The sequence below is a fragment of the Kangiella geojedonensis genome (assembly GCF_000981765.1).
GTDB lineage: Bacteria > Pseudomonadota > Gammaproteobacteria > Enterobacterales > Kangiellaceae > Kangiella > Kangiella geojedonensis.
In genome coordinates this window covers 1,795,125-1,816,667 of the sequence record NZ_CP010975.1, presented here as the reverse complement: position 1 = coordinate 1,816,667, position 21,543 = coordinate 1,795,125, and the positions used below count along the sequence as shown (strand labels likewise).

General features: G+C 43.7%; 24 protein-coding genes. 15 read left to right on the top strand and 9 right to left on the bottom strand.

Annotation, left to right across the window (positions count from 1 at the left end; translation table 11 throughout):
• Nucleotides 1-174: 174 nt before the first annotated feature.
• The 13 genes from rpoE (at nt 175) to TQ33_RS08170 (ending at nt 11,027) form a co-directional block, all read left to right on the top strand.
• Entirely contained in the window at nt 175-765 is a 591-nt protein-coding gene (rpoE, locus tag TQ33_RS08230; RefSeq protein ID WP_046561629.1) for an RNA polymerase sigma factor RpoE, read from the top strand.
• Nucleotides 766-1,000: 235 nt separating this feature from the next.
• A complete protein-coding gene (locus tag TQ33_RS08225; protein ID WP_046561628.1) occupies nt 1,001-1,663 on the top strand; it encodes a sigma-E factor negative regulatory protein in 663 nt (220 codons plus the stop codon).
• Nucleotides 1,664-1,807: 144 nt separating this feature from the next.
• Nucleotides 1,808-2,284, top strand: a complete 477-nt coding sequence (locus tag TQ33_RS08220) for a SoxR reducing system RseC family protein (protein WP_046561627.1) — start codon at nt 1,808-1,810, stop codon at nt 2,282-2,284.
• A gap of 122 nt (nt 2,285-2,406) precedes the next feature.
• Complete coding sequence (locus TQ33_RS08215) at nt 2,407-3,699, top strand: Do family serine endopeptidase (protein WP_046561626.1); 1,293 nt, start codon at nt 2,407-2,409, stop codon at nt 3,697-3,699.
• Between the two features lie 215 nt (nt 3,700-3,914).
• Complete coding sequence (lepA, locus tag TQ33_RS08210) at nt 3,915-5,720, top strand: translation elongation factor 4 (protein WP_046561625.1); 1,806 nt, start codon at nt 3,915-3,917, stop codon at nt 5,718-5,720.
• On the top strand, nt 5,720-6,622 hold the full coding sequence (gene lepB / locus TQ33_RS08205; protein WP_046561624.1) for a signal peptidase I: 903 nt from the start codon (nt 5,720-5,722) through the stop codon (nt 6,620-6,622). The genes lepA and lepB overlap by 1 nt, the downstream gene beginning before the upstream one ends.
• A 53-nt stretch (nt 6,623-6,675) precedes the next feature.
• A complete protein-coding gene (locus TQ33_RS08200) occupies nt 6,676-7,071 on the top strand; it encodes a DUF4845 domain-containing protein (protein ID WP_228640094.1) in 396 nt (131 codons plus the stop codon).
• Nucleotides 7,072-7,092: 21 nt separating this feature from the next.
• On the top strand, nt 7,093-7,788 hold the full coding sequence (rnc, locus tag TQ33_RS08195) for a ribonuclease III (protein ID WP_046561623.1): 696 nt from the start codon (nt 7,093-7,095) through the stop codon (nt 7,786-7,788).
• 11 nt (nt 7,789-7,799) lie between these two features.
• Complete coding sequence (era, locus tag TQ33_RS08190; protein WP_046561622.1) at nt 7,800-8,720, top strand: GTPase Era; 921 nt, start codon at nt 7,800-7,802, stop codon at nt 8,718-8,720.
• Nucleotides 8,717-9,433, top strand: a complete 717-nt coding sequence (recO, locus tag TQ33_RS08185) for a DNA repair protein RecO (protein WP_046561621.1) — start codon at nt 8,717-8,719, stop codon at nt 9,431-9,433. The genes era and recO overlap by 4 nt, the downstream gene beginning before the upstream one ends.
• Before the next feature lie 133 nt (nt 9,434-9,566).
• On the top strand, nt 9,567-10,316 hold the full coding sequence (pdxJ, locus tag TQ33_RS08180; RefSeq protein ID WP_046562396.1) for a pyridoxine 5'-phosphate synthase: 750 nt from the start codon (nt 9,567-9,569) through the stop codon (nt 10,314-10,316).
• Entirely contained in the window at nt 10,298-10,681 is a 384-nt protein-coding gene (gene acpS, locus TQ33_RS08175; protein WP_046561620.1) for a holo-ACP synthase, read from the top strand. The genes pdxJ and acpS overlap by 19 nt, the downstream gene beginning before the upstream one ends.
• A gap of 43 nt (nt 10,682-10,724) precedes the next feature.
• Nucleotides 10,725-11,027 (top strand): hypothetical protein, encoded by a 303-nt coding sequence (locus TQ33_RS08170; protein WP_046561619.1) that lies wholly within the window; start codon nt 10,725-10,727, stop codon nt 11,025-11,027.
• Between the two features lie 16 nt (nt 11,028-11,043).
• Here TQ33_RS08170 and TQ33_RS08165 read toward each other — a convergent pair whose 3' ends face one another.
• Entirely contained in the window at nt 11,044-11,874 is an 831-nt protein-coding gene (locus TQ33_RS08165; protein WP_046561618.1) for an SDR family oxidoreductase, read from the bottom strand.
• The gene (locus tag TQ33_RS08160) at nt 11,874-12,353 is read right to left on the bottom strand and encodes a glutathione peroxidase (RefSeq protein ID WP_046561617.1); all 480 of its coding nucleotides are present in this window, start codon (nt 12,351-12,353) and stop codon (nt 11,874-11,876) included. The genes TQ33_RS08165 and TQ33_RS08160 overlap by 1 nt, the downstream gene beginning before the upstream one ends.
• A gap of 123 nt (nt 12,354-12,476) precedes the next feature.
• On the opposite strand from TQ33_RS08160, the gene TQ33_RS08155 reads away from it, so the two are divergent.
• Nucleotides 12,477-13,889: a M28 family peptidase gene (locus TQ33_RS08155; protein WP_052735255.1), complete on the top strand. Its 1,413-nt coding sequence runs from the start codon at nt 12,477-12,479 to the stop codon at nt 13,887-13,889.
• A gap of 70 nt (nt 13,890-13,959) precedes the next feature.
• Nucleotides 13,960-14,700, top strand: a complete 741-nt coding sequence (locus tag TQ33_RS08150) for an enoyl-CoA hydratase (protein WP_046561615.1) — start codon at nt 13,960-13,962, stop codon at nt 14,698-14,700.
• A gap of 68 nt (nt 14,701-14,768) precedes the next feature.
• Here TQ33_RS08150 and TQ33_RS12005 read toward each other — a convergent pair whose 3' ends face one another.
• Genes TQ33_RS12005 through map form a run of 7 tightly spaced genes read right to left on the bottom strand, consistent with a single transcriptional unit; the run spans nt 14,769 to nt 21,510 of the window.
• On the bottom strand, nt 14,769-14,909 hold the full coding sequence (locus TQ33_RS12005) for a hypothetical protein (RefSeq protein ID WP_169745467.1): 141 nt from the start codon (nt 14,907-14,909) through the stop codon (nt 14,769-14,771).
• Between the two features lie 10 nt (nt 14,910-14,919).
• The gene (locus TQ33_RS08145) at nt 14,920-15,633 is read right to left on the bottom strand and encodes a M15 family metallopeptidase (RefSeq protein ID WP_228640091.1); all 714 of its coding nucleotides are present in this window, start codon (nt 15,631-15,633) and stop codon (nt 14,920-14,922) included.
• A gap of 6 nt (nt 15,634-15,639) precedes the next feature.
• On the bottom strand, nt 15,640-16,776 hold the full coding sequence (gene dapE, locus TQ33_RS08140; RefSeq protein ID WP_046561614.1) for a succinyl-diaminopimelate desuccinylase: 1,137 nt from the start codon (nt 16,774-16,776) through the stop codon (nt 15,640-15,642).
• Between the two features lie 9 nt (nt 16,777-16,785).
• A complete protein-coding gene (locus tag TQ33_RS08135) occupies nt 16,786-17,130 on the bottom strand; it encodes an arsenate reductase (protein WP_046561613.1) in 345 nt (114 codons plus the stop codon).
• A gap of 12 nt (nt 17,131-17,142) precedes the next feature.
• Entirely contained in the window at nt 17,143-17,973 is an 831-nt protein-coding gene (dapD, locus tag TQ33_RS08130; RefSeq protein ID WP_046561612.1) for a 2,3,4,5-tetrahydropyridine-2,6-dicarboxylate N-succinyltransferase, read from the bottom strand.
• Nucleotides 17,974-17,998: 25 nt separating this feature from the next.
• Nucleotides 17,999-20,659 carry a [protein-PII] uridylyltransferase gene (gene glnD / locus TQ33_RS08125; protein WP_046561611.1) on the bottom strand — a complete coding sequence of 887 codons (2,661 nt, stop codon included), beginning with the start codon at nt 20,657-20,659 and terminating at the stop codon, nt 17,999-18,001.
• A gap of 14 nt (nt 20,660-20,673) precedes the next feature.
• Nucleotides 20,674-21,510, bottom strand: a complete 837-nt coding sequence (gene map, locus TQ33_RS08120) for a type I methionyl aminopeptidase (RefSeq protein ID WP_046561610.1) — start codon at nt 21,508-21,510, stop codon at nt 20,674-20,676.
• Between the last annotated feature and the right edge of the window lie 33 nt (nt 21,511-21,543).

Below are 21,543 nucleotides of genomic sequence, written 5' to 3'. Positions count from 1 at the left end.
AAGCTATAAGTTAATGCGGACTTTACCACAGTCACTTGTTTTCAGTTAGTCTTTTCTATAAAACGACTTATAGCAACGAAGCATTAAAAGACAGCATAAATACAATATTTGCCCTGCAAATAGAACAAGAACGGGGACAATTGATGAGACGTGGACAACTAAGTAGAGGCCAATATGTCTGAGGCTGATATAGACTCAGAGCTAGTAAAGCGAGTCCAAAGCGGCGATAAGAAAGCTTTTGATATGTTGGTTGTTAAATACCAAAAGCGCATCATGAACTTGATCTCACGGTTTGTCCGTGATCAAGATGAAGTCATGGATATTTCACAAGAAGCTTTTATTAAGGCGTATCGAGCTTTACCCAATTTTCGGGGTGACAGTGCTTTTTATACCTGGTTATACCGAATAGCGATTAATACGGCTAAGAATTTCTTAGTGTCGCAAGGTCGTCGGCCGCCCGGTAGTGATATTGATTCAGCGGATGCAGAGCAATACGATGGTGGTGATGCGCTACGAGACAGCGGTAGCCCAGAGCGACTGATGTTCCGCGATGAAGTGAAAGAAATGATCTTCAAAACCATTGACGAGTTACCAGAGGATTTGCGTACCGCGATTATGTTACGTGAGATCGATGGTCTCAGTTATGAAGAAATTGCTGAGTCAATGGATTGTCCTGTTGGGACGGTACGCTCGAGGATTTTCAGAGCGCGAGACGCGATTGATCAAAAGATAGCGCCTTTGTTAGAGCAGGGCTGGCGTTCTTGAGCTGGTAGGGCTAACTGAAATGATACTGAATGCACAAACTTTTTTACAAAAACTGTGAACTTTTTACAGTCGACTCAGTCAATTGGTATAAGTAATGAGAAGTAAATTAGTGGCATTGATATTTGATAATTAGTGAAATAGTAAAAAATTCAATGGTTTGCAATGCTTTATCGGTTTGAATAGGCTTACAAAAAGGCCTAGAAAACAGTAAAAGCGTGATAAAAGGTAAAAGGTAATGAGCAACACAAAGCATTTTGATAAAGAGATTTTATCTGCCTGGGTCGATGGCAGGACTGATCTTCAAGATCAAGAACCTAGCTTGGAGCAAGGCAGTGAGTCTATGTCTGTATGGGCTCGTTACCATATGATTGGCCAAGTCATGCGAGACGAAGTACAGCACATGGACTTGGATATTTCAGCGAGAGTGAGCAAGGCCGTTGCTGAGGAAGCCAGTCATGGCGCACAGCAAGAAACACCGAAGAGCAATGTCATTCCATTTCCTTCTCGTGTTTGGAAGCAGGTCGGCGGTTTCGCTATTGCAGCGTCTGTGGCGATTGTGGCGCTATTTAGCGTTGCTAATACGCAGCCTAGCGTGTCTAACAATGCCACTCAACCGAATTACGCTGTAAGTCAACCTGGGGCTACTCAATCGGAAGCTACTCAATCGATAGCTACCTCAGAAATGGTAGCGACAACATTAGCTTCGACGGCAGATCGTCAAGAGTTGCAGACGATGCATGATATGTTTTTGAAGCATGAAGCACTAACTCGAAAAATTACTGGTACCAGTAGTCTGCCTACAGTGCGCGTCGTCAGTAACCAGAAAGTGATTCCTGTTCAGGTGCCAATGCGTGTCAACGATGGCGCTGAACAACCGGATAATACAGATAAGGAGTAGCCCTTACGCTTCTGTGCTTTGCCCTCCGCACAGTGGTTGGTCTTTTGAATATAGGCTACAATGAACCCATCGCGAGATGGGTTTTTTTATGGGCGAAAGATTCTTATCGACCTAAATGCATGTAAAGAGAGATTTTATAGAGATATGTTTGTAGAGGTAGGGCAGGTCGTCGCCGCGGAAGGCGATACCGTTTGGGTCCAGACTCAGTCAAAAGCAGGTTGCTCTAGCTGTAAGGTGAGCTCAACCTGCGGTAGTGGTATTGTTAATAAAGCCTTCTCACACAAAGTTTTTGTCACACCTTTAAAAAATTCATTGGGCGCCCATATTAATGATGAGGTAGAAGTAGGTATTCCTGAAGACTTAGTGCTCAAGGCATCTTTGGTTGTGTATCTGTTTCCGTTACTTTGCTTGATTCTCGCACTAACCTTATCTTCATTATTCCTGCCGAACCTTACGGAACTGGCGTCAATTGTCAGTGCTGTGATTGGACTAACTGTTGGCTTCTTAGGCGTTCGTTGGTTTGCCAACCGTCAGTCTGCACAACAACAGTTAGAGCCTGTATTGTTGAAAATTGTCAAGAGACCGATTGCGGTGACACAAGTCGTAACATCTTCTGACTAGATGCTACTAAAACTGCTGGAACCTTAGTCCTACGTCAGGCTCTAATTATTACTAATTTCAAAGAGTTAGTAGTAAACCCTCTTTGATATAACAGTTAAAACAATCGTTGCGGAGAAGGCAAAATGTTGAAGCGTTTATTATCAATTACTATTGTGGCATGGCTCGTGGTTTTATCAGGCTGTGCACAAGCAGATTCATTTCCTGATTTCACAAAGTTGGTTGAAAAAGTTCAACCGAGCGTTGTCAGTGTGAAAGTTGAGGTGAAGCGCTGGGGCCGAGTAGTGGGCCGAGGTGGCGGTTCAGGATTCATAGTGGATGACGACGGTTATATCTTGACTAATCATCACGTGATTGATGGGGCGGAAACTCCAGTCGTTAAACTTTATAATGGACGTGAGTTTGATGCCAAAATTGTAGGTAGCGACGCCAATACAGACGTTGCGTTACTTAAAATTGATTCGGGAGATTTAGATCTTAACGCTCTTGATATAGGCACCACGAAAGATCTGAAAGTCGGACAGTGGGTGTTAGCCTTTGGTGCGCCTTTTAATTTAGAGCAAACGGTGACTGCTGGTATTGTTAGCGCAAAAGGTCGGGGTGAAGTGGGTTCCCAGTATGTTCCTTTTATCCAAACGGATGTTGCAATTAACCGCGGTAATTCAGGCGGCCCATTAATCAATTTAGACGGTGAAGTCGTTGGAATTAATTCAATGATTTTCAACCCAATGATCAGTAGTGGCTTGTCATTCTCTATTCCTATCGATCTTGCTGATAATGTCCGCCAACAGTTGCTAAAAGACGGCAAAGTGAACCGTGGATTCCTTGGAGTTACGTTTGGGCCGATTGATCAAGATAAAGCCGATGCGTTTGGGCTGGATGATGTGGGCGGTGCCTTAGTGACACGAGTACTTCCTGACATGGCGGCTGATAAAGCAGGTATTAAAGTCGGCGATGTCGTGATCAAAGTGGATGGTAAGCGCGTACGTAAAGCACAGGATCTGCCGTTTTATATTGGGCAAATGCCTGCAGGCGAAGAAGTTGAGCTAACCATTGTCCGTAATGGAGATACAGAAACTGTCGAAGTGACGCTGAGCGATGCTAATGGACAGTTTACATCGAACTCTGATACTGGCAAGCAGGAGCTGGGTATTGCCGTCACTGCCTTAACACCTGATCTAAAAGAGGCAACGGGTATTGATAAAGGCGTGATCATTCGTGACGTCGATAAAGATAGCCCTGCAGCTCGTGCTGGATTGCGTCAAGGCGATATTGTCCAGAAGTTGCATCGTACCGCTATTACTTCTTTAGAAGATTTCCAGAGAGCGGTGGCTTCGTTACCGGATAAAGGAAAAGTGGCTGTGTTAATCGTTCGACAAGGTGTCGGTAGTGACTTCCTGGTGATAGAACTCGAATAAGCACTGATACAAGGCCAGCTGAGCACTAACTTAGCTGGCCTTTTTCATGGATTTAGCTAAAATAGGCCGCTTATTCTTAAACTATTTTCAAAACGGTCACTTATCAATTAACTCTTAATCGTCATTTTAAAGAATAAAAAACAACAAACTCTTTATAATCATGAGGTTAGGCGTTTAAGTATTAAATAAGACTAGAAGGTTTTAGCGGAACATATATGGCATACACCGATTATATTCGTAACTTTTCCATCATTGCACACATCGATCATGGTAAATCAACCTTATCCGATCGACTGATTCAGCAATGTGGAGGCCTTACTGAGCGTGAAATGGCTGAGCAGGTTTTGGATTCAATGGATCTGGAGCGTGAGCGAGGTATCACAATTAAAGCTCAGAGTGTGACGCTGGACTATAAAGCCAATGATGGGCATACCTACCAACTGAACTTTATTGATACGCCAGGTCACGTCGATTTTTCTTATGAAGTATCGCGCTCGCTAGCGGCTTGTGAAGGAGCCTTATTGGTAGTGGATGCCGCACAGGGCGTAGAAGCCCAAACCTTGGCCAATTGTTACACCGCCATAGAGCAAGATTTAGAGGTGGTGCCAGTTCTTAACAAGATTGATTTGCCAGCTGCTGACCCTTTGCGAGTGATGCAAGAGATTGAAGATATTGTCGGTATTGAAGCGATGGAGGCTGTGCAATGTAGCGCCAAGACGGGGGTCGGTGTAGAAGAGCTTTTAGAAGCTATCGTCCGTGATATTCCGCCTGCATCGGGCGATCCTGATGCACCTCTTCAGGCTTTGATTGTTGATTCTTGGTTCGATAACTATTTGGGCGTTGTCTCGTTGGTTAGGGTTATGCAGGGAACGATCAATAAAGGCGATAAGATGCAGGTCATGTCAACGGGCAAGGCGCACTTAGTTGACCATGTTGGTATTTTTACGCCAAAGCGACATGATACTGACGTCCTCCGTGCTGGTGAAGTAGGCTTTATCATTGCAGGTATTAAGGAGATTCAAGGTGCGCCAGTAGGCGACACCATTACTTTAGCAAAAGCACCGGCAGATAAACCTTTACCAGGATTTAAGCAAGTTACTCCACAGGTCTACGCGGGCTTGTTCCCAGTGAGCTCAGACGATTATGAGTCATTCCGTGACGCGCTATCAAAGCTAAGTTTGAATGATGCATCCTTGTTCTTCGAGCCTGAAAATTCTACGGCGCTTGGCTTTGGTTTCCGTTGTGGTTTCCTTGGCATGTTGCACATGGAAATTATCCAGGAGCGTTTAGAACGAGAGTATAACCTTGATTTAATCACGACTGCTCCAACCGTGATTTATGAAGTGGTGAACACGGATGATGAAGTGATTTATGTTGATAATCCTTCAAAGTTACCAGCGGTCTCCAACATTGCTGAGATCCGTGAACCTATTTGTGAAGCAAATATTTTAGTACCACAAGAGCACCTTGGGGCAGTTATTACCTTATGTGTAGAAAAACGTGGTGTACAAACCAAAATGCAGTATGCGGGTAATCAGGTTGCTTTAACTTATGAAATGCCGATGAATGAAGTTGTACTGGATTTCTTTGATCGACTCAAATCAGTCAGTCGTGGTTATGCATCGTTGGATTATAACTTCAAACGTTACCAGCAAGATGAATTAGTACGTTTAGATATTCTCATCAATGGTGATCGCGTTGATGCATTGGCACTGATTGTTCATAAAGAGCAAGCACAATACCGTGGTCGTGAGCTGGTTGAAGCGATGAAAGAGATTATCCCGCGCCAGATGTTTGAGGTTGCGATTCAGGCGGCGATTGGTAACCATGTTATCGCACGTTCAACGGTTAAAGCATTACGCAAGAACGTTTTGGCGAAATGTTACGGTGGTGACGTTTCGCGTAAACGTAAACTATTAGAAAAACAAAAAGCGGGTAAGAAGCGAATGAAACAAGTGGGCAAAGTTGAAATCCCGCAAGAAGCGTTCCTTGCTGTGCTCAATGTTGGTAAGGAAAAATAATGCCGAGTATCTATTTCGATTTTGGTTTTTATCTGCTGGTTGCAGCATTAATAACGGGTATTGTCACATTACTTGATAAGTTTTTTTGGCAAAAAAAGCGGGTTGAAGCTGGAACCGTAGAGTATGACGAAAAAGGCAAAGAGAAATATCCAGGCCTGATTGATATTTGTCGTTCTTTCTTTCCTATCATTTTTATTGTATTGCTACTTCGTTCATTCTTATTCGAACCTTATCGAATTCCTTCCGGCAGCATGAACCCTGGGCTTTATGATGGTGACTTTATTCTGGTGAATAAATTTGCATATGGAATCCGCTTGCCAGCTTTTAACACAAAGCTGATTGATGTGAGTGAACCAAAACGCGGAGATGTGATTGTTTTCCATCCGCCACATGAGCCACAGCAAGCTTACATTAAACGTTTAATCGGAGTTCCGGGCGATCGCATCGAGTGGAACCGTGGAACCTTAACCATTATTCCGCAATGTACGGATGGCAAAGATATCAGTGGCCAAGGCTGTGACCCGATTACTATTCAGTCTGAATTCGTGTCTGATAAAGTTGAAGACTTAGTGCCACAAGGTGAGTATTTTGACACTTACAATGAAACAATAAGTAACAACACTCATGATTTGATTTATCTGACTAGCGGTGTCAGCAACGGTCGAGTTAAAAGCTTGGATGACCGATGGACAGAGGTTGTGCCAGAAGGGAAGTACTTTGCTATGGGTGATAATCGAGACGGCAGTCAAGATTCTCGTGCGTGGGGCTTTATTCACGAAGAAGGTATTATCGGCAAAGCAGCCTACAAATGGCTTTTTGTTACTTTTACTGATGAGCCAGTATTATTTGGCAAACATCTACCAAAAGGTATATCCTTTAGTAGAGCTGGAGCTATAAACTAGCTTCTAACTGCTTGATTAAAAAGTAAGTATTACTGTTGAGGAGTATGGGGAATATGTTCGGTCGACAACAAGCAAAGAAAGCAATTTTGAATAGACAGTATCAGAACGGCATGACAGCAGCTGGATGGCTGATAATTATGGCGATTGTCTTATTTTTCATGTATTTAGCAATTAAGTTAGTGCCTGCTTATATGGAATATTTTACCATCAAAAGTTCGTTGGAGTCTGTAGCAGAAGAGGCTGACTCAAGAACTAGCAAGTCAGACATTGAGCGCTTAATTGCAGGACGATTCAGCGTGAATAATATTGATATCGTTGAACCAAAAGATATTGAAGTTAGGGATGTCACCGGCGGAAAAGCTTTGTATATAGAGTATGAAAACCGAATTTCTTTGTTCGGTAATGTCAGTGCTTTAGTCGAGTTCAAGCATGAAGAGCCTTTAAATTAACGTGAGATTCCAGTCGCCAAGATGAGTCATCGTCAGCAACAAATTGATCGGTTCTGCAGTCATCTTGGCTATCAGTTTTCAAACCGTCAACTCATTGAAAAAGCACTGACTCACCGCAGTGCTTCCAATCATCATAATGAACGTCTTGAGTTTTTAGGTGACGCTGTCCTTGGGATGGTGATCGCTAAAGCTCTTTTTGCTAAGTTTCCCAAGGTGGATGAAGGCCAACTTAGTCGCATGCGTTCAAATTTGGTCAAAGGCAAAACTCTTGCTGTCATCGCTAAAGAAATAGAGTTGGGTGATTTTATTTATCTTGGTGAAGGTGAACTTAAAAGTGGTGGCTTTCGTCGCGCCTCTATCTTAGCTGATGCATTTGAGGCAGTCATTGGTGCGGTTTATCTTGACTCGGGCTTTGACGAAGCCAACCAATTAATATTAAAGCTTTATCATAAGCGTTTAACTGAACTCGACCCATCTGAAGTAACCAAAGATCCGAAAACACGTTTGCAAGAATTATTGCAGTCACGTCGTTTCTCTCTGCCGGAGTATGAATTGCTTAGCGTAACTGGTGAAGCACACGAGCAAACTTTTGAAGTTGTTTGTGTCATTTCTGAGAAGTCTATTAAAACGGTTGGTACTGGAAGCAGTCGCCGCAATGCCGAGCAATTAGCTGCTGAAAAAGCATTTTATGAATTACAAAAGGCGTTAGCGTCTTAAGTTGAATAAACATGACTGATAAATCTGAATACAAAGACTCTTTTAGGTGTGGGTACGTAGCGGTATTGGGGCGTCCTAATGTAGGGAAGTCGACCCTGATGAATCATATTTTAGGTCAGAAAGTCAGTATAACGTCGCGCAAGCCTCAAACTACTCGGCACCGGGTTCTCGGCATCTATACCGATGATGATGCACAAATTCTTTTTGTCGACACACCGGGTATTCACCGCAAAGAAGCTCGAAGCATCAATCGTTACATGAATAGGGCTGCTTCCAGCTCGATGGCGGATGTGGATGTGCTATTATTTGTGGTTGATGGTACCCAGTGGACGGATGACGATGAATTGGTTCTTGAAAAGCTGTCTCACGCCAAAGGTAAGAAAGTTCTCTTCGTAAATAAAGTGGATAAGCTTGCGGACAAAGAAGAGGTTTTGCCTCACATTGCTCATATTACGGAGCAGTGTGATTTCGACGCTGTATTCCCTGGCTCTGCGCTAAGAGGACACAATCTCGATGAACTGACCAAGACGCTAAAGCAGTGGTTGCCTGAAGGAGATTTATTTTACCCCGAAGACTATATTACGGATAGAAGTGAACGCTTTATGGCCGCTGAGCTGATTCGCGAAAAGTTAATGCGATCTCTTGGCGAAGAAATACCTTATTCCTCAACGGTAGAAATTGAGCAGTTTAAATTTAATGACAAAGGTATCTTGACCATTAGCGGCTTGATATTGGTGGAGCGCTCAGGTCAGAAAGCTATTATTATTGGTAAGGGCGGACAGCGACTTAAACAAATTGGGCGTGATGCTCGAATTGAAATGGAAGAATTGTTTGATAGTAAAGTTTTCTTGGAGCTTTGGGTCAAAGTTAAAGATGGTTGGGCGGACGATGAGCGTGCATTGAAATCATTGGGGTACGATGATTATCGATGAATAGTGCTGATCTGGTTCATTCTTTCGTACTTCATTCAAGACCTTTTAAAGAGTCCAGCTTAATTCTCGACTTATTTACCCTAGATTTCGGACGCTGTAGTGTACTAGCGCGTGGCGTCAGAGGGAGTAATAAAAACAACAAACGAGCATTGCTTCAGCCTTTTCAGCCTTTATCCATAAGCTGGACCGGGCGTAGCGATTTAAAAACGTTGAAGCAAATGGAAGCGACACAGCCCAGTTACGCTCTCGTTGGTATTCCAAGCTTATCTGGGCTCTACATGAATGAACTCATCATGAAGTTGTTGATTCAATGGGATCCTCATCCTGATATTTTTAATGTTTACCAGAGCTCGCTGATACGTTTAAGCGCAAAAGAAAACCCATCATCGGTACTTCGTGAATTTGAGCTTGGGCTAATTGAAGAGCTTGGCTATGGTATTGATTGGTTTCACGACATTCATGGTGACGCGATTGAGATGGAGTTGGATTATGGTTTTTTGCCGGATCAGGGATTTGTGTTGTTAACCCAAGCGCCACAAAACAGTTTGAAAGCTCAGGGTAAACATATACAAGCTATCGGTCAGCGCGATTGGCAACAGAGCGGTAGTTTGGCACTGGCACGAAAAATGTGCCGCACGATAATTGATCCCTTGATAGGGTACAAAGATCTAAACAGTCGTAAGTTGTTACAACAAACACTCGCTATTCGTTAGTGGCTGGGAAGGCTTTGTTTGTGGCCTCTGATACTGTTAAAATCAAAGCCAATTGCAGCGTATTACAAACACAGGCTTCCAAGCCTAAGCTTACATAAGCTATATGGTCTATAGCTATTAAATGGACAACGGCATGAAAAATCCAATATTACTTGGGGTCAATATTGACCACATCGCAACGGTACGAAATGCGCGTGGCACAGATTACCCTGATCCGATACAGGCCGCTTTCGTGGCTGAGCAAAATGGCGCAGATGGCATAACGGTGCACCTCAGAGAAGACCGTCGCCACATCACGGACCGCGATGTTGAAATTCTCGCTAACACCATTCAGACAAGAATGAATTTAGAGATGGCAGTGACGGATGAAATGCTGACAATCGCAGAAAAAGTAAAGCCAACCTATGTGTGTCTTGTTCCAGAAAAACGTGAAGAGTTGACCACTGAGGGTGGCCTTGACGTTGTTGGGCAGGAAAGCAAAATTAAAGATGCTTGTCAGCGCATGGCCGATGCTGGGATTCAAGTATCCTTGTTTATTGACGCGGATGATAAGCAGATTGATGCAGCTTCACGAGTTGGAGCGCCTCTAATTGAGCTTCATACTGGGCACTATGCAGACGCGGAAAGCGAGCATCAGCGTGAGTTAGAGTTAGTGAAGATCCAGCGTTCTGTCGCTCATGCTGTGGGGCAGGGTGTTCAGGTCAATGCAGGTCATGGTTTGCATTACCACAATGTGCAGCCTATTGCGGCAATAAAAGAAATCGTAGAGCTTAATATTGGCCACGCCATTATTGGTCGAGCATTATTCAGTGGGCTTGATGGCGCTGTTGCGGAAATGAAAAAACTGATGGTGGAAGCACGTCAATGGCCATATTTGGCATAGGAACCGATATCGTGAAGCTTGAGCGTGTCGAGCGCTCGCTATCGCGTCATGGCGATAAGTTTGCTGAACGTATTTTGTCGTTATCAGAGCTAGAAGAGTATGCCACAAAAAATAATAAGGCGTCCTTTCTAGCGAAGCGGTTTGCAGCGAAAGAGTCTATTAGTAAAGCACTTGGAACAGGCATGCGACAGGGAATTGACTTTAAACAACTGATTATAAGTAACGATGAATTAGGAAAACCCTGTGTTCAACTAGAGTCGCATGCCAAGGATTGGGCGAAAAAACATAATATTCACAGTATCCACTTAAGCATTAGCGATGAAAAGGATACCGCTATCGCTTTTACCGTAGCCGAGCAACGGTAGTTTACTGGTCAATGTCTACTCAGAAAGTTAATAATATAGGTTTATGTTGACACTTGATAAACTTTCACAAGCTAGCGAATTACAAAACACCCAAGTTGTACCTTTGGAAGAGCTTGAAAAAAGCTTGGAGAAGAGTACTTTATCGCAAGAAGAATCTGAGAAGCTGGGCGCAACTTTACCGGATTTTCCCTACCGAGACGAGCCTGTAACTTTAGGCTATGACAATGAGCCCGTCGTTGAGCGACAACCGAGTGGTCGGAGGGGAATATTTTTGGTGGTTATGTTTTTAATAGCTGCGCCACAATTGTTTGATGAGTTTAGTCATTTTGTAACGCAGCTGTTTTAACCGATTGACTCAAGTTTTAATCTAAGAATAAATCTTTCTGTATTTGATTCTCAAACTCTGGGTTGTAAGCATACTGGCTAAAGTCGGTGACCTTTGCTGCTTTAAGTACTTCTTCATCAATCAGCCACAGGCCTGTGTAATAATTACTAGGGTGGGTTAACACCACATGGGCTGCATCGGCCATGATTTCAGGTTTTCGAGCATAATTGAGAGTGTCTTTGTTACCAACCGCAAACTCTATAGCCGCCGTTGCGATATAAGTTTGGGGCCATAAAGTGTTGACAGCAATGCCATAAGGTTTGAACTCAGCTGCCATCCCCTTACTTAAAATACTCATACCATATTTGGACAAGGTGTAAGGGCTAAAGTCTTTAAGCCACTTCTCTTCGAGGTTGACTGGTGGGGATAAGTTTAAAATATGAGGGTTATCTGATTTTTTCAAATAAGGCAGGGCATAGTATGCTAAGCAGTATACGGCTCGTGAGTTAATTTGTTGCATTAAGTCATAGCGCTTAGGAGAGGTTTCTTCAACTTTGGTTAAGCTGATTGCCCCTGCATTGTTAATTACTGCATCTATTCGTCCAAACTCATCTCCGATACGATCACAGAGCTTTTTGACTTGTAATTCTTTGCGGACATCGAGCGCGACAGCAATAGCATTGCCACCTGCTTGCTCAACCTCTTCGGCCACCGTATGAATGGTTCCAGGAAGTTTTGGGTGGGGTTTGTCTGACTTCGCTGCGATAACAATAGTGGCGCCTTCTTTGGCAAACCGCAAAGCCATAGCGCGACCAATACCGCGGCTAGCTCCTGTAATAATGATAACTTTATCTTTCAAGCTTGGCATTACAACAATGTCCTTATAGTGTCTTTTAAAGTTTCGGGTTTAGTGATTGAGCCGAACCGATCAACCACATTGCCGTCTTTATCAACTAGGAACTTGGTGAAGTTCCACTTTATTTTTTGGGAGCCCAAGAAACCTGAAGCTTCTTTTTTAAGGTGTTGGTACAAGGGGTGTGCTGTGTCGCCATTGACATCAACTTTTTGGAACAAGGGGAATGATATGTTGAAATTGAGATCGCAGAAATCTTTTATTTCATCATCTGAGCCTGACTCTTGTTTACCAAACTGATTGCATGGAAAGGCTAATATTTCTAAGCCCTGTCCTGAGAATTCTTTATAAAGCTTCTCTAAGCCTTCGTATTGTGGGGTAAAACCGCACGCACTGGCTGTGTTAACAATCAGTAACACTTTTCCTTGGTAGTCGCTCAACGAAACTTCCTGACCGTTATTTAAAACTGCTGAGTAATCGTATATGGTAGACATGGTTTTTCCTCGGACTGATCATTTTATCACTCTAGCCTTTGGGCGTTATCGCGTCAATCTTGAGTGTTAATTCTGTGCTGAGTGAATAATGATTAAAGAATCAATAACTTCAAAGAGAGTGTTATGAAACTGAGATACTTCCCTCTAGCAATGGTTACGAGCTATCTGCTGTCTATGAGTGCGTTAGCTGAGCAAACGCCTAGCTTCACTAAAGAAGACTTAAGGGTTGCTGCAGAGCTTCGTGATGAGGCATTTAAAAGCTCAAAAGATTACGAGATTGTCGAGTCTTTGACGACTGAGGTCGGTCCGAGGATGGCTGGTACACCGGGTGACGCGGCGGCAGTTAAGTGGGGCGTGGCCAAGCTTGAAGAGTTAGGTTTTGATAAAGTTTGGACAGAACCGGTCACGTTTCCGACGTGGAAGCGTGGCGTCGAGACAGCGGAAGTCCTGTCACCGTACCCACAGCCCTTAGTGATTACAGCCTTGGGCTTTAGCGTTGGTACTGCAGAGGAAGGTTTATCAGCCGAAATTATCCAGTTCGATGACTTAAAAGCTTTATCGGAAGCTCCTGCAAATGCCGCTGAGGGAAAAATAGTTTTTATTAAGAACCGTATGGAACGGGCCCGTGATGGCTCTGGTTATGGGCCTGCAGTAGCCGCCAGAGGACAAGGAGCCTCTGAAGCAGCGAAAAAAGGAGCTGTAGGTATTTTGATTCGTTCAATTGGTACTGATACTGACCGCATGGCACATACGGGTGTTATGCGCTACGAGGAAGGCATTGAGAAGATTCCTGCTGCCGCCTTATCAGCACCAGACGCAGACTTATTAGAGAACATGATTCGTCGTGGCAAGCCCGTGACGGTTAAAATGACCATCGGCGCGAAGAATGGAGAAGAATACACCAGTCATAATGTTATTGGTGAGATTACGGGTAGCGAAAAGCCTGAGGAATACGTCATTATTGGTGCTCACTTAGATTCATGGGATTTAGGTACAGGGGCGCTAGATGATGGCGCAGGAATCGGTATTACTACGGCTGCAGCAGAATTGATTTTACGCTTGCCAAAGCGTCCAAAGCGTTCTATCCGTGTCATTATGTTTGCCAATGAAGAGCAAGGCTTAGTGGGTGGCAAAGCTTACGCTGAAGCTCATCAAGATGATATTAAGAATATCATCACAGCGGCTGAGTCAGATTTTGGTGCTGGTAAAATATGGCGTATCGACTCTAAAGTCAAAGAAGAGGCCCTGCCGGCAGTGAAGCAAATGGCGAAGCTAATGGAGCCTCTAGGCATCACCTATGGAAACAACCAGGCTGGCGGTGGCCCAGACCTAATCCCGCTACGGGGTAAAGGGATTTCGGTATTCTCACTGCGTCAAGATGGTATGGACTATTTTGACTATCACCACACGCCAAACGATACTTTGGATAAAATTGATCCTGAGTCGCTAAACCAGAATACAGCTGCTTACGTTATCTTTGCCTATTTATCGGCACAGATGGACGGTGATTTTGGTACAGGCTTTAATCAAAAATAGGTGAACCTATCTGCTCGGATGTGTTATCTTTTTGTATTATTAATACTGTCCAACACAAAGAGGTCATAGCATGTCCGAGTTAGTCACTTCTCAGCTTGTTAATAATGTTCTACATATCGACTTTCATCGAGAAGATAAAAAAAATGCCCTAACGTCGGAAATGTATACTGCTTTAACTTCGATCTTAGCCAAAGCGAAAAGCACGGATGAGGTTAATGTTGTACTTTTTAAAGGAAGTGAAGGGTGTTTCTGCGCAGGCAATGATATTGCTGATTTCTTGCAGCAGACAGTACTTGATGAAGGAAGCCCAGTTTTAAAATTTTTACAAGAAGTGACTAATTTTGATAAGCCTATGGTGGCCGCTGTATCAGGGCCTGCGGTAGGGATCGGAACGACATTATTACTCCATTGCGATCTTGTCTACGCAACAGATCAGACTTACTTTAGCTTACCATTTGTGGATTTAGGGCTATGCCCAGAGGCTGGCTCAAGTTACTTGTTGCCACGTCAGTTGGGTTATGTGCAAGCAGCGGAGTTATTATTGCTGGCAGAGCCTTTCGACGCAGCAAAGGCAAAAGAGTTGGGAATCATTAATGATATCGTTGATAGCGAAAGCTATATTGAAGTGGCGCAGGAAAAAGCAGAGAAATTAGCGAGTAAGCCAGCTCATGCCTTAAGAGTAAGCCGACAGCTGTTGCGCTCCAACTCTGGGCTTGTTAGCAAAGCGATAGAGCGAGAAGCTCGCAGCTTTTCTGAACTCTTGGGCAGTGAAGAGGCTAAAGCCATTTTTAAAAAGTTTTTAGAAAAGTAACCTTTTAAAAAAACTTTTATCATACTGAAAACTAGTGCTGGCTTTGCCTGTTAGGAAACAAGCTGGCACTAGTAATCATCCTCATCATCTTTATAAGGCTTCGGCTTTACGCCTTTAGGAACCTTGAACTTATTGTTTCGTTTCAGAACAAAAAGTGTTGCTCCTAGGATTAGGAAAATGAGCAGTGTTACTAAAATCGCTTCCCACATAAATACTCCTTTAGTCGGTGCAAATATTGTAAACGTACTTTCTTGCTAAGCTTTCGAGTCTTGCGGTGACATGCTCTTTACCGCCAATATCTTTCTGTCTTAATGTTTCTTTTAAAAATTCTACTGGAAACTCTTCAAGTGCTTTGCTTGCGATGGGCTGGTAACTGATATGCCATGGCTCACATGCAACACCACCTTTATCTTCTCGATAAGGTTTAAAAAATCCAAACTTCTCGAGGTTGTAATCCAGCCATTCATCAAGGCTAGAGCAGGGACCTTTTTCATCAAACTCAGCCTCAGTCAGCTGAACCTCGTAGCCTTGATCTATCGCGGCGGCATCAAAGACATCAAAGTCCGTTCCCCAGTGGTGACGACTGGTGCCAGGGATAGCAGAGTAGTGCAAAATAGCATCGACACGCTCCTTCGGGGAAAGCTCAAAAGCATTCACTGTGGTGCCATCTCTGAGGTTTAGCTCGACGTCATTATTGAATTTTTGGTTCCAAATCTTAGCTTGACGCTCAAAGCTACGGTAGCTACTGACAATCCTAAGCGGAACGCCGTCCATTTCAGACTGACGAATTAACTTAGCAATAGGAATCAAGACCTCATGATGGCACTGAAATTTCTGTCCAAGTAATTCAGTATTATTTTCGATATTGAGTAAATGATCCTGATTTAAGCCAATGAGCTGTTCAGGAGTCATCATGGAGTTGTTTACGCTCATATAAAATTACTTAGCCAATAGTTGCTTTAGTACGCTGTAATAAACATCAACAAGTTTTCTCAGATCGTCAATATTGACGCACTCGTTGATTTGATGAATCGTTTTATTGACGGGCCCAATTTCGACAACTTCGGCGCCAGTTTTTGCAATAAACCGACCATCAGAAGTTCCGCCACTGGTTAATGCCTGTGCATCAATGTTACAGGTTTCTTTAATCGCTTTCTTTGCGGCAGTAAGCAATCCTGCTTCAGGAGTTAAGAACGGTTCGCCATTGAGTTTCCAATTCAGCTCGTAATCAAGTTCGTGCTTATCCAAAATATCGACCACGCGCTGCTTTAGACCGTCAGCGGTTGATTCAGTGGAGTAACGAAAGTTGAACTCAACATACTTCTCTCCAGGAATAACATTGGTGGCCGTTCCTGCTTTTTCAATCGCAATTTGGAAGCTGGTGGGAGGGAAGAAATCGTTACCATGGTCCCAATGTTCTTGCGTTAATGCACTGAGCGCCTGATACGATTTATGAATCGCATTATCCGCTAAATGAGGGTATGCAACGTGCCCCTGAGTTCCTAGGACCTTTAAGAAACCAGTCAAAGACCCACGACGCCCATTCTTGATTACATCACCAAGCCTTTCGGTACTCGATGGTTCGCCAACAATACAGTAGTCAATCGGTTGTTGGCGTTTCATAAGTTCTTCCACAACTCTGACCGTGCCGTTAACAAAAGGGCCTTCTTCATCACTGGTGATGAGGTAGGCAATGGAGCCCTGATGATCCGGATAGTCAGCCACAAACTTATCGGTGGCTGCTAACATGGCCGCGAGACTGCCCTTCATGTCTGCTGCACCACGACCATGCAGGTATCCGTCTATTTCTGTTGCTTCGAATGGAGGCGTGTGCCAGTCCTCAAGGTTACCAGCAGGCACAACGTCCGTATGACCAGCAAAAACAAACACAGGGCCTTCAGCTTTTCCTTTTCGCACTGACCAGAAGTTTTGCGTATCTTCGAAGTCCATAATCTCATGCGCAAAACCTTGTCGACCTAGCAGCTCCATCATAAACTTTTGGCAACCAGCATCTATCGGTGTCACAGACTCTCGATTAATGAGGTTTTTCGCTAATGTGATAACGTCAGTGCTCATAGTGTTACCTTAACTAAAAATAGATTCGTATTGTTCAGGTTTAAAACTCAAATGAACGTCACTGCCTTTGACCAAGACTGGTCGCTTGATAAGCGTTACCTTGTCTTTCATCAAGTCAATTGCTGAGTCGCGATCAATATTGTCTTTAATGGATTGATCGAGAGGACGCCAAGCAGTGCTTCTTTTGTTAAGTAACTTCTCCCAGCCAATGGCGTTATCCCAACTTTCTAATGTCGAGCGCTCAATTCCGTTCTTGCGATAATCAATAAATTCGTGCTCGATATCTTTTGCTTCAAGCCATTTGATTGCTTTTCGAACCGTGTCACAGTTTGGAATGCCGTAGATTTTAACCATGTTAACCTCTGATTATGCTTGTTCTTTACCTAAACGCAGAAGTTCGTTGACGCTCGTTTTTGCACGAGTTTTGGCATCAACCTGCTTGACGATTACGGCACAGCTTAAGCTGTACTTGCCGCACTTTGATGGCAAGCTACCGGGTACCACTACGGAGCCAGCAGGTACGCGACCATAAGTGACTTCATCGGTTAAGCGGTTATAAATTTTGGTGCTTTGACCGATGAAAACACCCATCGACAATACGGCACCTTCTTCAACAATAACGCCTTCGACAACTTCTGAGCGTGCGCCAATAAAGCAATTATCTTCGATAATAGTAGGACCAGCTTGCAATGGCTCTAAGACGCCACCAATTCCTGCGCCGCCAGAAAGGTGAACGTTTTTACCAATCTGAGCACAAGAACCAACGGTTGCCCATGTGTCGACCATAGTACCTTCATCAATATACGCACCAATATTCGTGTAGCTTGGCATCAGCACCACGTTTTTTGCAATGTAAGAGCCATGACGAGCAATAGCGTGTGGTACAACACGTGTACCCCCAGCTTTGAACTCTTCTTCGCTCATGCCCTGATATTTCATTGGCACCTTGTCGTAAAATTGCGCCAGTTCAGTATTGATGACTTTGTTGTCGTTTAGGCGAAAGGAGAGTAAGACCGCTTTCTTAAGCCACTGATTAACAACCCAGTCGCCATCTTTTTTCTCTGCAACACGTGCTTCGCCTGTGTCGAGTAAATTTATAGCTTCTGCAACTGCATCTTTTATTTCAGCCGGTGCTGAGCTTACCGACAGGGTATCTCTATTCTCAAAAGCTTGTTCGATTATATTTTGTAAAGACATAACTGTTCCTTTAACTTGGTTTGAATTAAGCGTTAATCGCTTCTTCAATATGTTGTTTAATTTCTTTAATTCTTGCCTTATCAGTAATAGGGCGGTTGTCCCGATCACTGATGGTAAATGTGTCTTCTACTCTTTCGCCGAGGGTGACGATTTTTGCAGAATGAATCTCTATTTCGCAATCACGGAATGCTTGCCCTATATTAGCCAGTAGCGCAGGTCTATCGAGAGCTGTTATTTCCAACGTGGTAAACGGGCTGTTGTCGTGATTAATAAACTCAATTCGTGTTTTTACGGTAAAGTATTTCAAGCGTGTTGGTACCGCTCTACTGACCGATATGCCACGGTTTTTAATATCGCCTAAACCATCAATGAGATTGTCTTGGATTTCCTGAATACGCTGCTCGTATGAGAGCGGGTGGCCTTGTTCGTCTAGTACAATGAATGTATCCAAGCATAAGCCTTTTGGAGAGGTGAACAAGGTCGCAGCCTGAATGTTTAAGTGGTTCTGGCTTAGCAAGGCTGTAATGGCAGCAAAAAGATCCGGCTGATCTTCTACTGCGATAAACACTTCGGTTCCGGCTTGTGAGCGATGGTTCTTTATTGCGACATAAGGTAATTCTGGCTGCGATAGTAGTTGTTCGGTTTGCCAAATAATTTGTTCTGGATGGTAGCGAAGCAAGTAATCATCGCCCAACTCGACCAACAACTCTCTTACCGGCTCAATGGAGTCCCCGGTTTTAGTAAATTGCTCTAACACCTGTTGACGGGTGTCCTCCATCATTTCAGTCTGGTTGGCGCGAGGCGTGGACTGAGTGAGGTAATGCTTAGTTGCTAAAAATAATTCTTTAAGCAACGATTCTTTCCAAGAGTTCCACAAAGTGGGGTTGGTCGCTCGGATGTCAGAGACTGTTAAAACGTACAGCAGTTCCAAATGTAAGATCGAGGGAATGTTATTGGCAAAGCTTTCGATCACATCTGGATCGCTGATATCTTTACGCTGAGCCACTAGCGACATAATTAAGTGGTTTTTAACTAACCATGAAATCAGTTTTGCAATATGCTTTTCAAGGCCTATGGAGTTCGCGTATTCCAAGGCATCTACTGCGCCGAGCTCTGAATGGTCTCCACCTCGACCTTTACCGATATCATGGAAAATCGCGGCTAGGTACAAGGGGGTGGGATCGACCAAGGTTTTCATGATTTTTCGGCAGAGCGGAAACTCATGTTGGAACTCGGGTTTGTTATATCGAATGATGTACCGAAGTAAGAATAGGGTGTGCTCGTCCACGGTGTAAGCGTGAAAGAGATCAAACTGCATCTGGCCTTCGATTTGCGCAAACTTTGGAATCATGGCGCCAAGGATGTTGGTGCGCTTCATCAATGCAAAGCCACGGCTCGTGAGTTGTTTTGTCGATAAAAACTCTTTGAAATAACTGATGTTTATCGGATCACGACGGTATTTGCGATTCACCATTTGCTGGCTAGAGCGAATCTTACGCATGGTCTTAGCTTCAATCTGAATGATTTCAGGATTTAAAGCGATGTGCCTAAAGATTTTTATTAAGGCGTGAGGCTTTCTTAAAAATAAGTCGGGTTCTTTGATACCAATGCGTTGGTTATGAAGGTAAAAGTCATCATCCAGTTCTACGTATTCAGTATCTTGATTAACCTGCAAATATTCTTGCTCAAAGATCTGCAAAAACAGTTCATTAAGATTGCGAATGATCATGACCGCGCGGTAATAACGCTGCATCAAATGCTCAACGGCTAATTTGTTGTCATGATCTTCAAAGCCCATCCACTCAGCAACTTTCTTCTGGTGTTCAAACAGCAATCGATCTTCACGCTTGCCACTTAATACATGCAGTGCAAAACGGACGCGATGCAAAAACTGTTGTCCGTTCAATAAACTTCTGTACTCACGTCGAGTGAAGATACCGTACTTGATCAGGTCGTGTAAGCTGCTACTCTTGAAATGCTTTAATGTAATCCACTGGATAACTTGTAAATCACGTAATCCACCAGGATTAGACTTAATATTAGGCTCAAGGTTGAAAGAGGTTTCTTTGAACTTAATATGGCGAGCCGTTTGTTCGTCGAGCTTAGCTCGGAAAAACTTTTCCGAAGGCCAGAACCCAGCTTCCTTCATTCTGCTATTCAGCTCTTTTAGCAGTAGACGATCCCCGCAAAGAAAACGTGACTCAATGAGGTTTGTGGCAACTGAAATATCTTCAAGGGCGAGTGACTCGCAATGAGCTATGGTTCGAACGCTATGACCAACTTCTAATCCTATATCCCATAAGAAAGCGAGCCATGCTTCAAGCTCAAGGTTTTTTTCTTGGTTGTCATCATGACTATCTTCTTCGGTGAGCAGTACCAAAATGTCGATATCGGAATAAGGTTGCAGCTCTTCTCGACCATATCCACCCACAGCGATTAAGGCCGAGCCACTATTGACGGAAAACTGTGACCAACTAGTGATCAGGATATGATCCATCAAAGCGCTGCGAGCTCTGAGGAGCTGAATGATACTGGTTCCTTTTTGGAACTGTTTTGTCAGCGCATCTAAACCAGCTTGCAGGTAATCTTTATAGACTTTAAGTCGATCAGGCCCTTCAGCCGACTGACTCTTTTTGAGTAAGTCGGCTGCTTTGGGAAGATAGTTAAATTTATCAGGACTTGCCACTCAGGATTCCAGTGCTAGAAAGGTTCTTCTTCGCGACGGGTCAGAACTTCAACGCCAGTAGAAGTCACTAGCAGCGTGTGTTCCCACTGTGCTGATAGCGAGCGGTCTTTAGTGAGTACGGTCCAGCCATCTTTTTTGTTGTGCTTAACGTGACGTTTGCCAAAGTTCACCATGGGTTCAATAGTAAAGGTCATGCCTTCTTGCAACTCGACACCAGTACCTGGACGACCATAGTGAGTGACTTGAGGCTCTTCATGAAACTTGGCGCCGATACCATGTCCGCAATATTCTTTAACGATAGAGTATCCTTTACCTTCAGCATATTTTTGGATGGCATAACCGATATCACCCAACCTAACACCTGGCTTAACCATATCTATGGCTAAGTATAAACTGTCTTGCGTCGTCTTAATCAACTTTTTTGCCTGCGGAGTCGGTTCACCAACCACGAACATTTTACTGGTATCACCGTGATAACCATCTTTAATGACAGTGACATCTAGGTTAAAGATATCACCGTTACGCAATGGTTTTTTATTAGGAATACCGTGACACACCACGTCGTTTACGGAAGTGCAAATAGACTTTGGAAAACCGCCATCAGTTGCCACAGGTTGAGTGGCTTTACCGTCGCTGTCTAATGTGACGGGATAGACTGAGCCACCATAGTTTAAGGTCGCAGGGTAACCGCCTTGTTTATGAACTATATGGTCATGGCAGATTTGGTCCAGCTCTTCTGTGGTGACGCCTTTTTTGACGTGTTCACCAATCATTTCCAGAACTTCCGCTGCCAAACGACCTGCAATGCGCATTTTTTCAATTTCTTCAGGAGTCTTTATCTGAATACCCATACAATATCCGGTTAGTACCTTAATGTGTTTTAG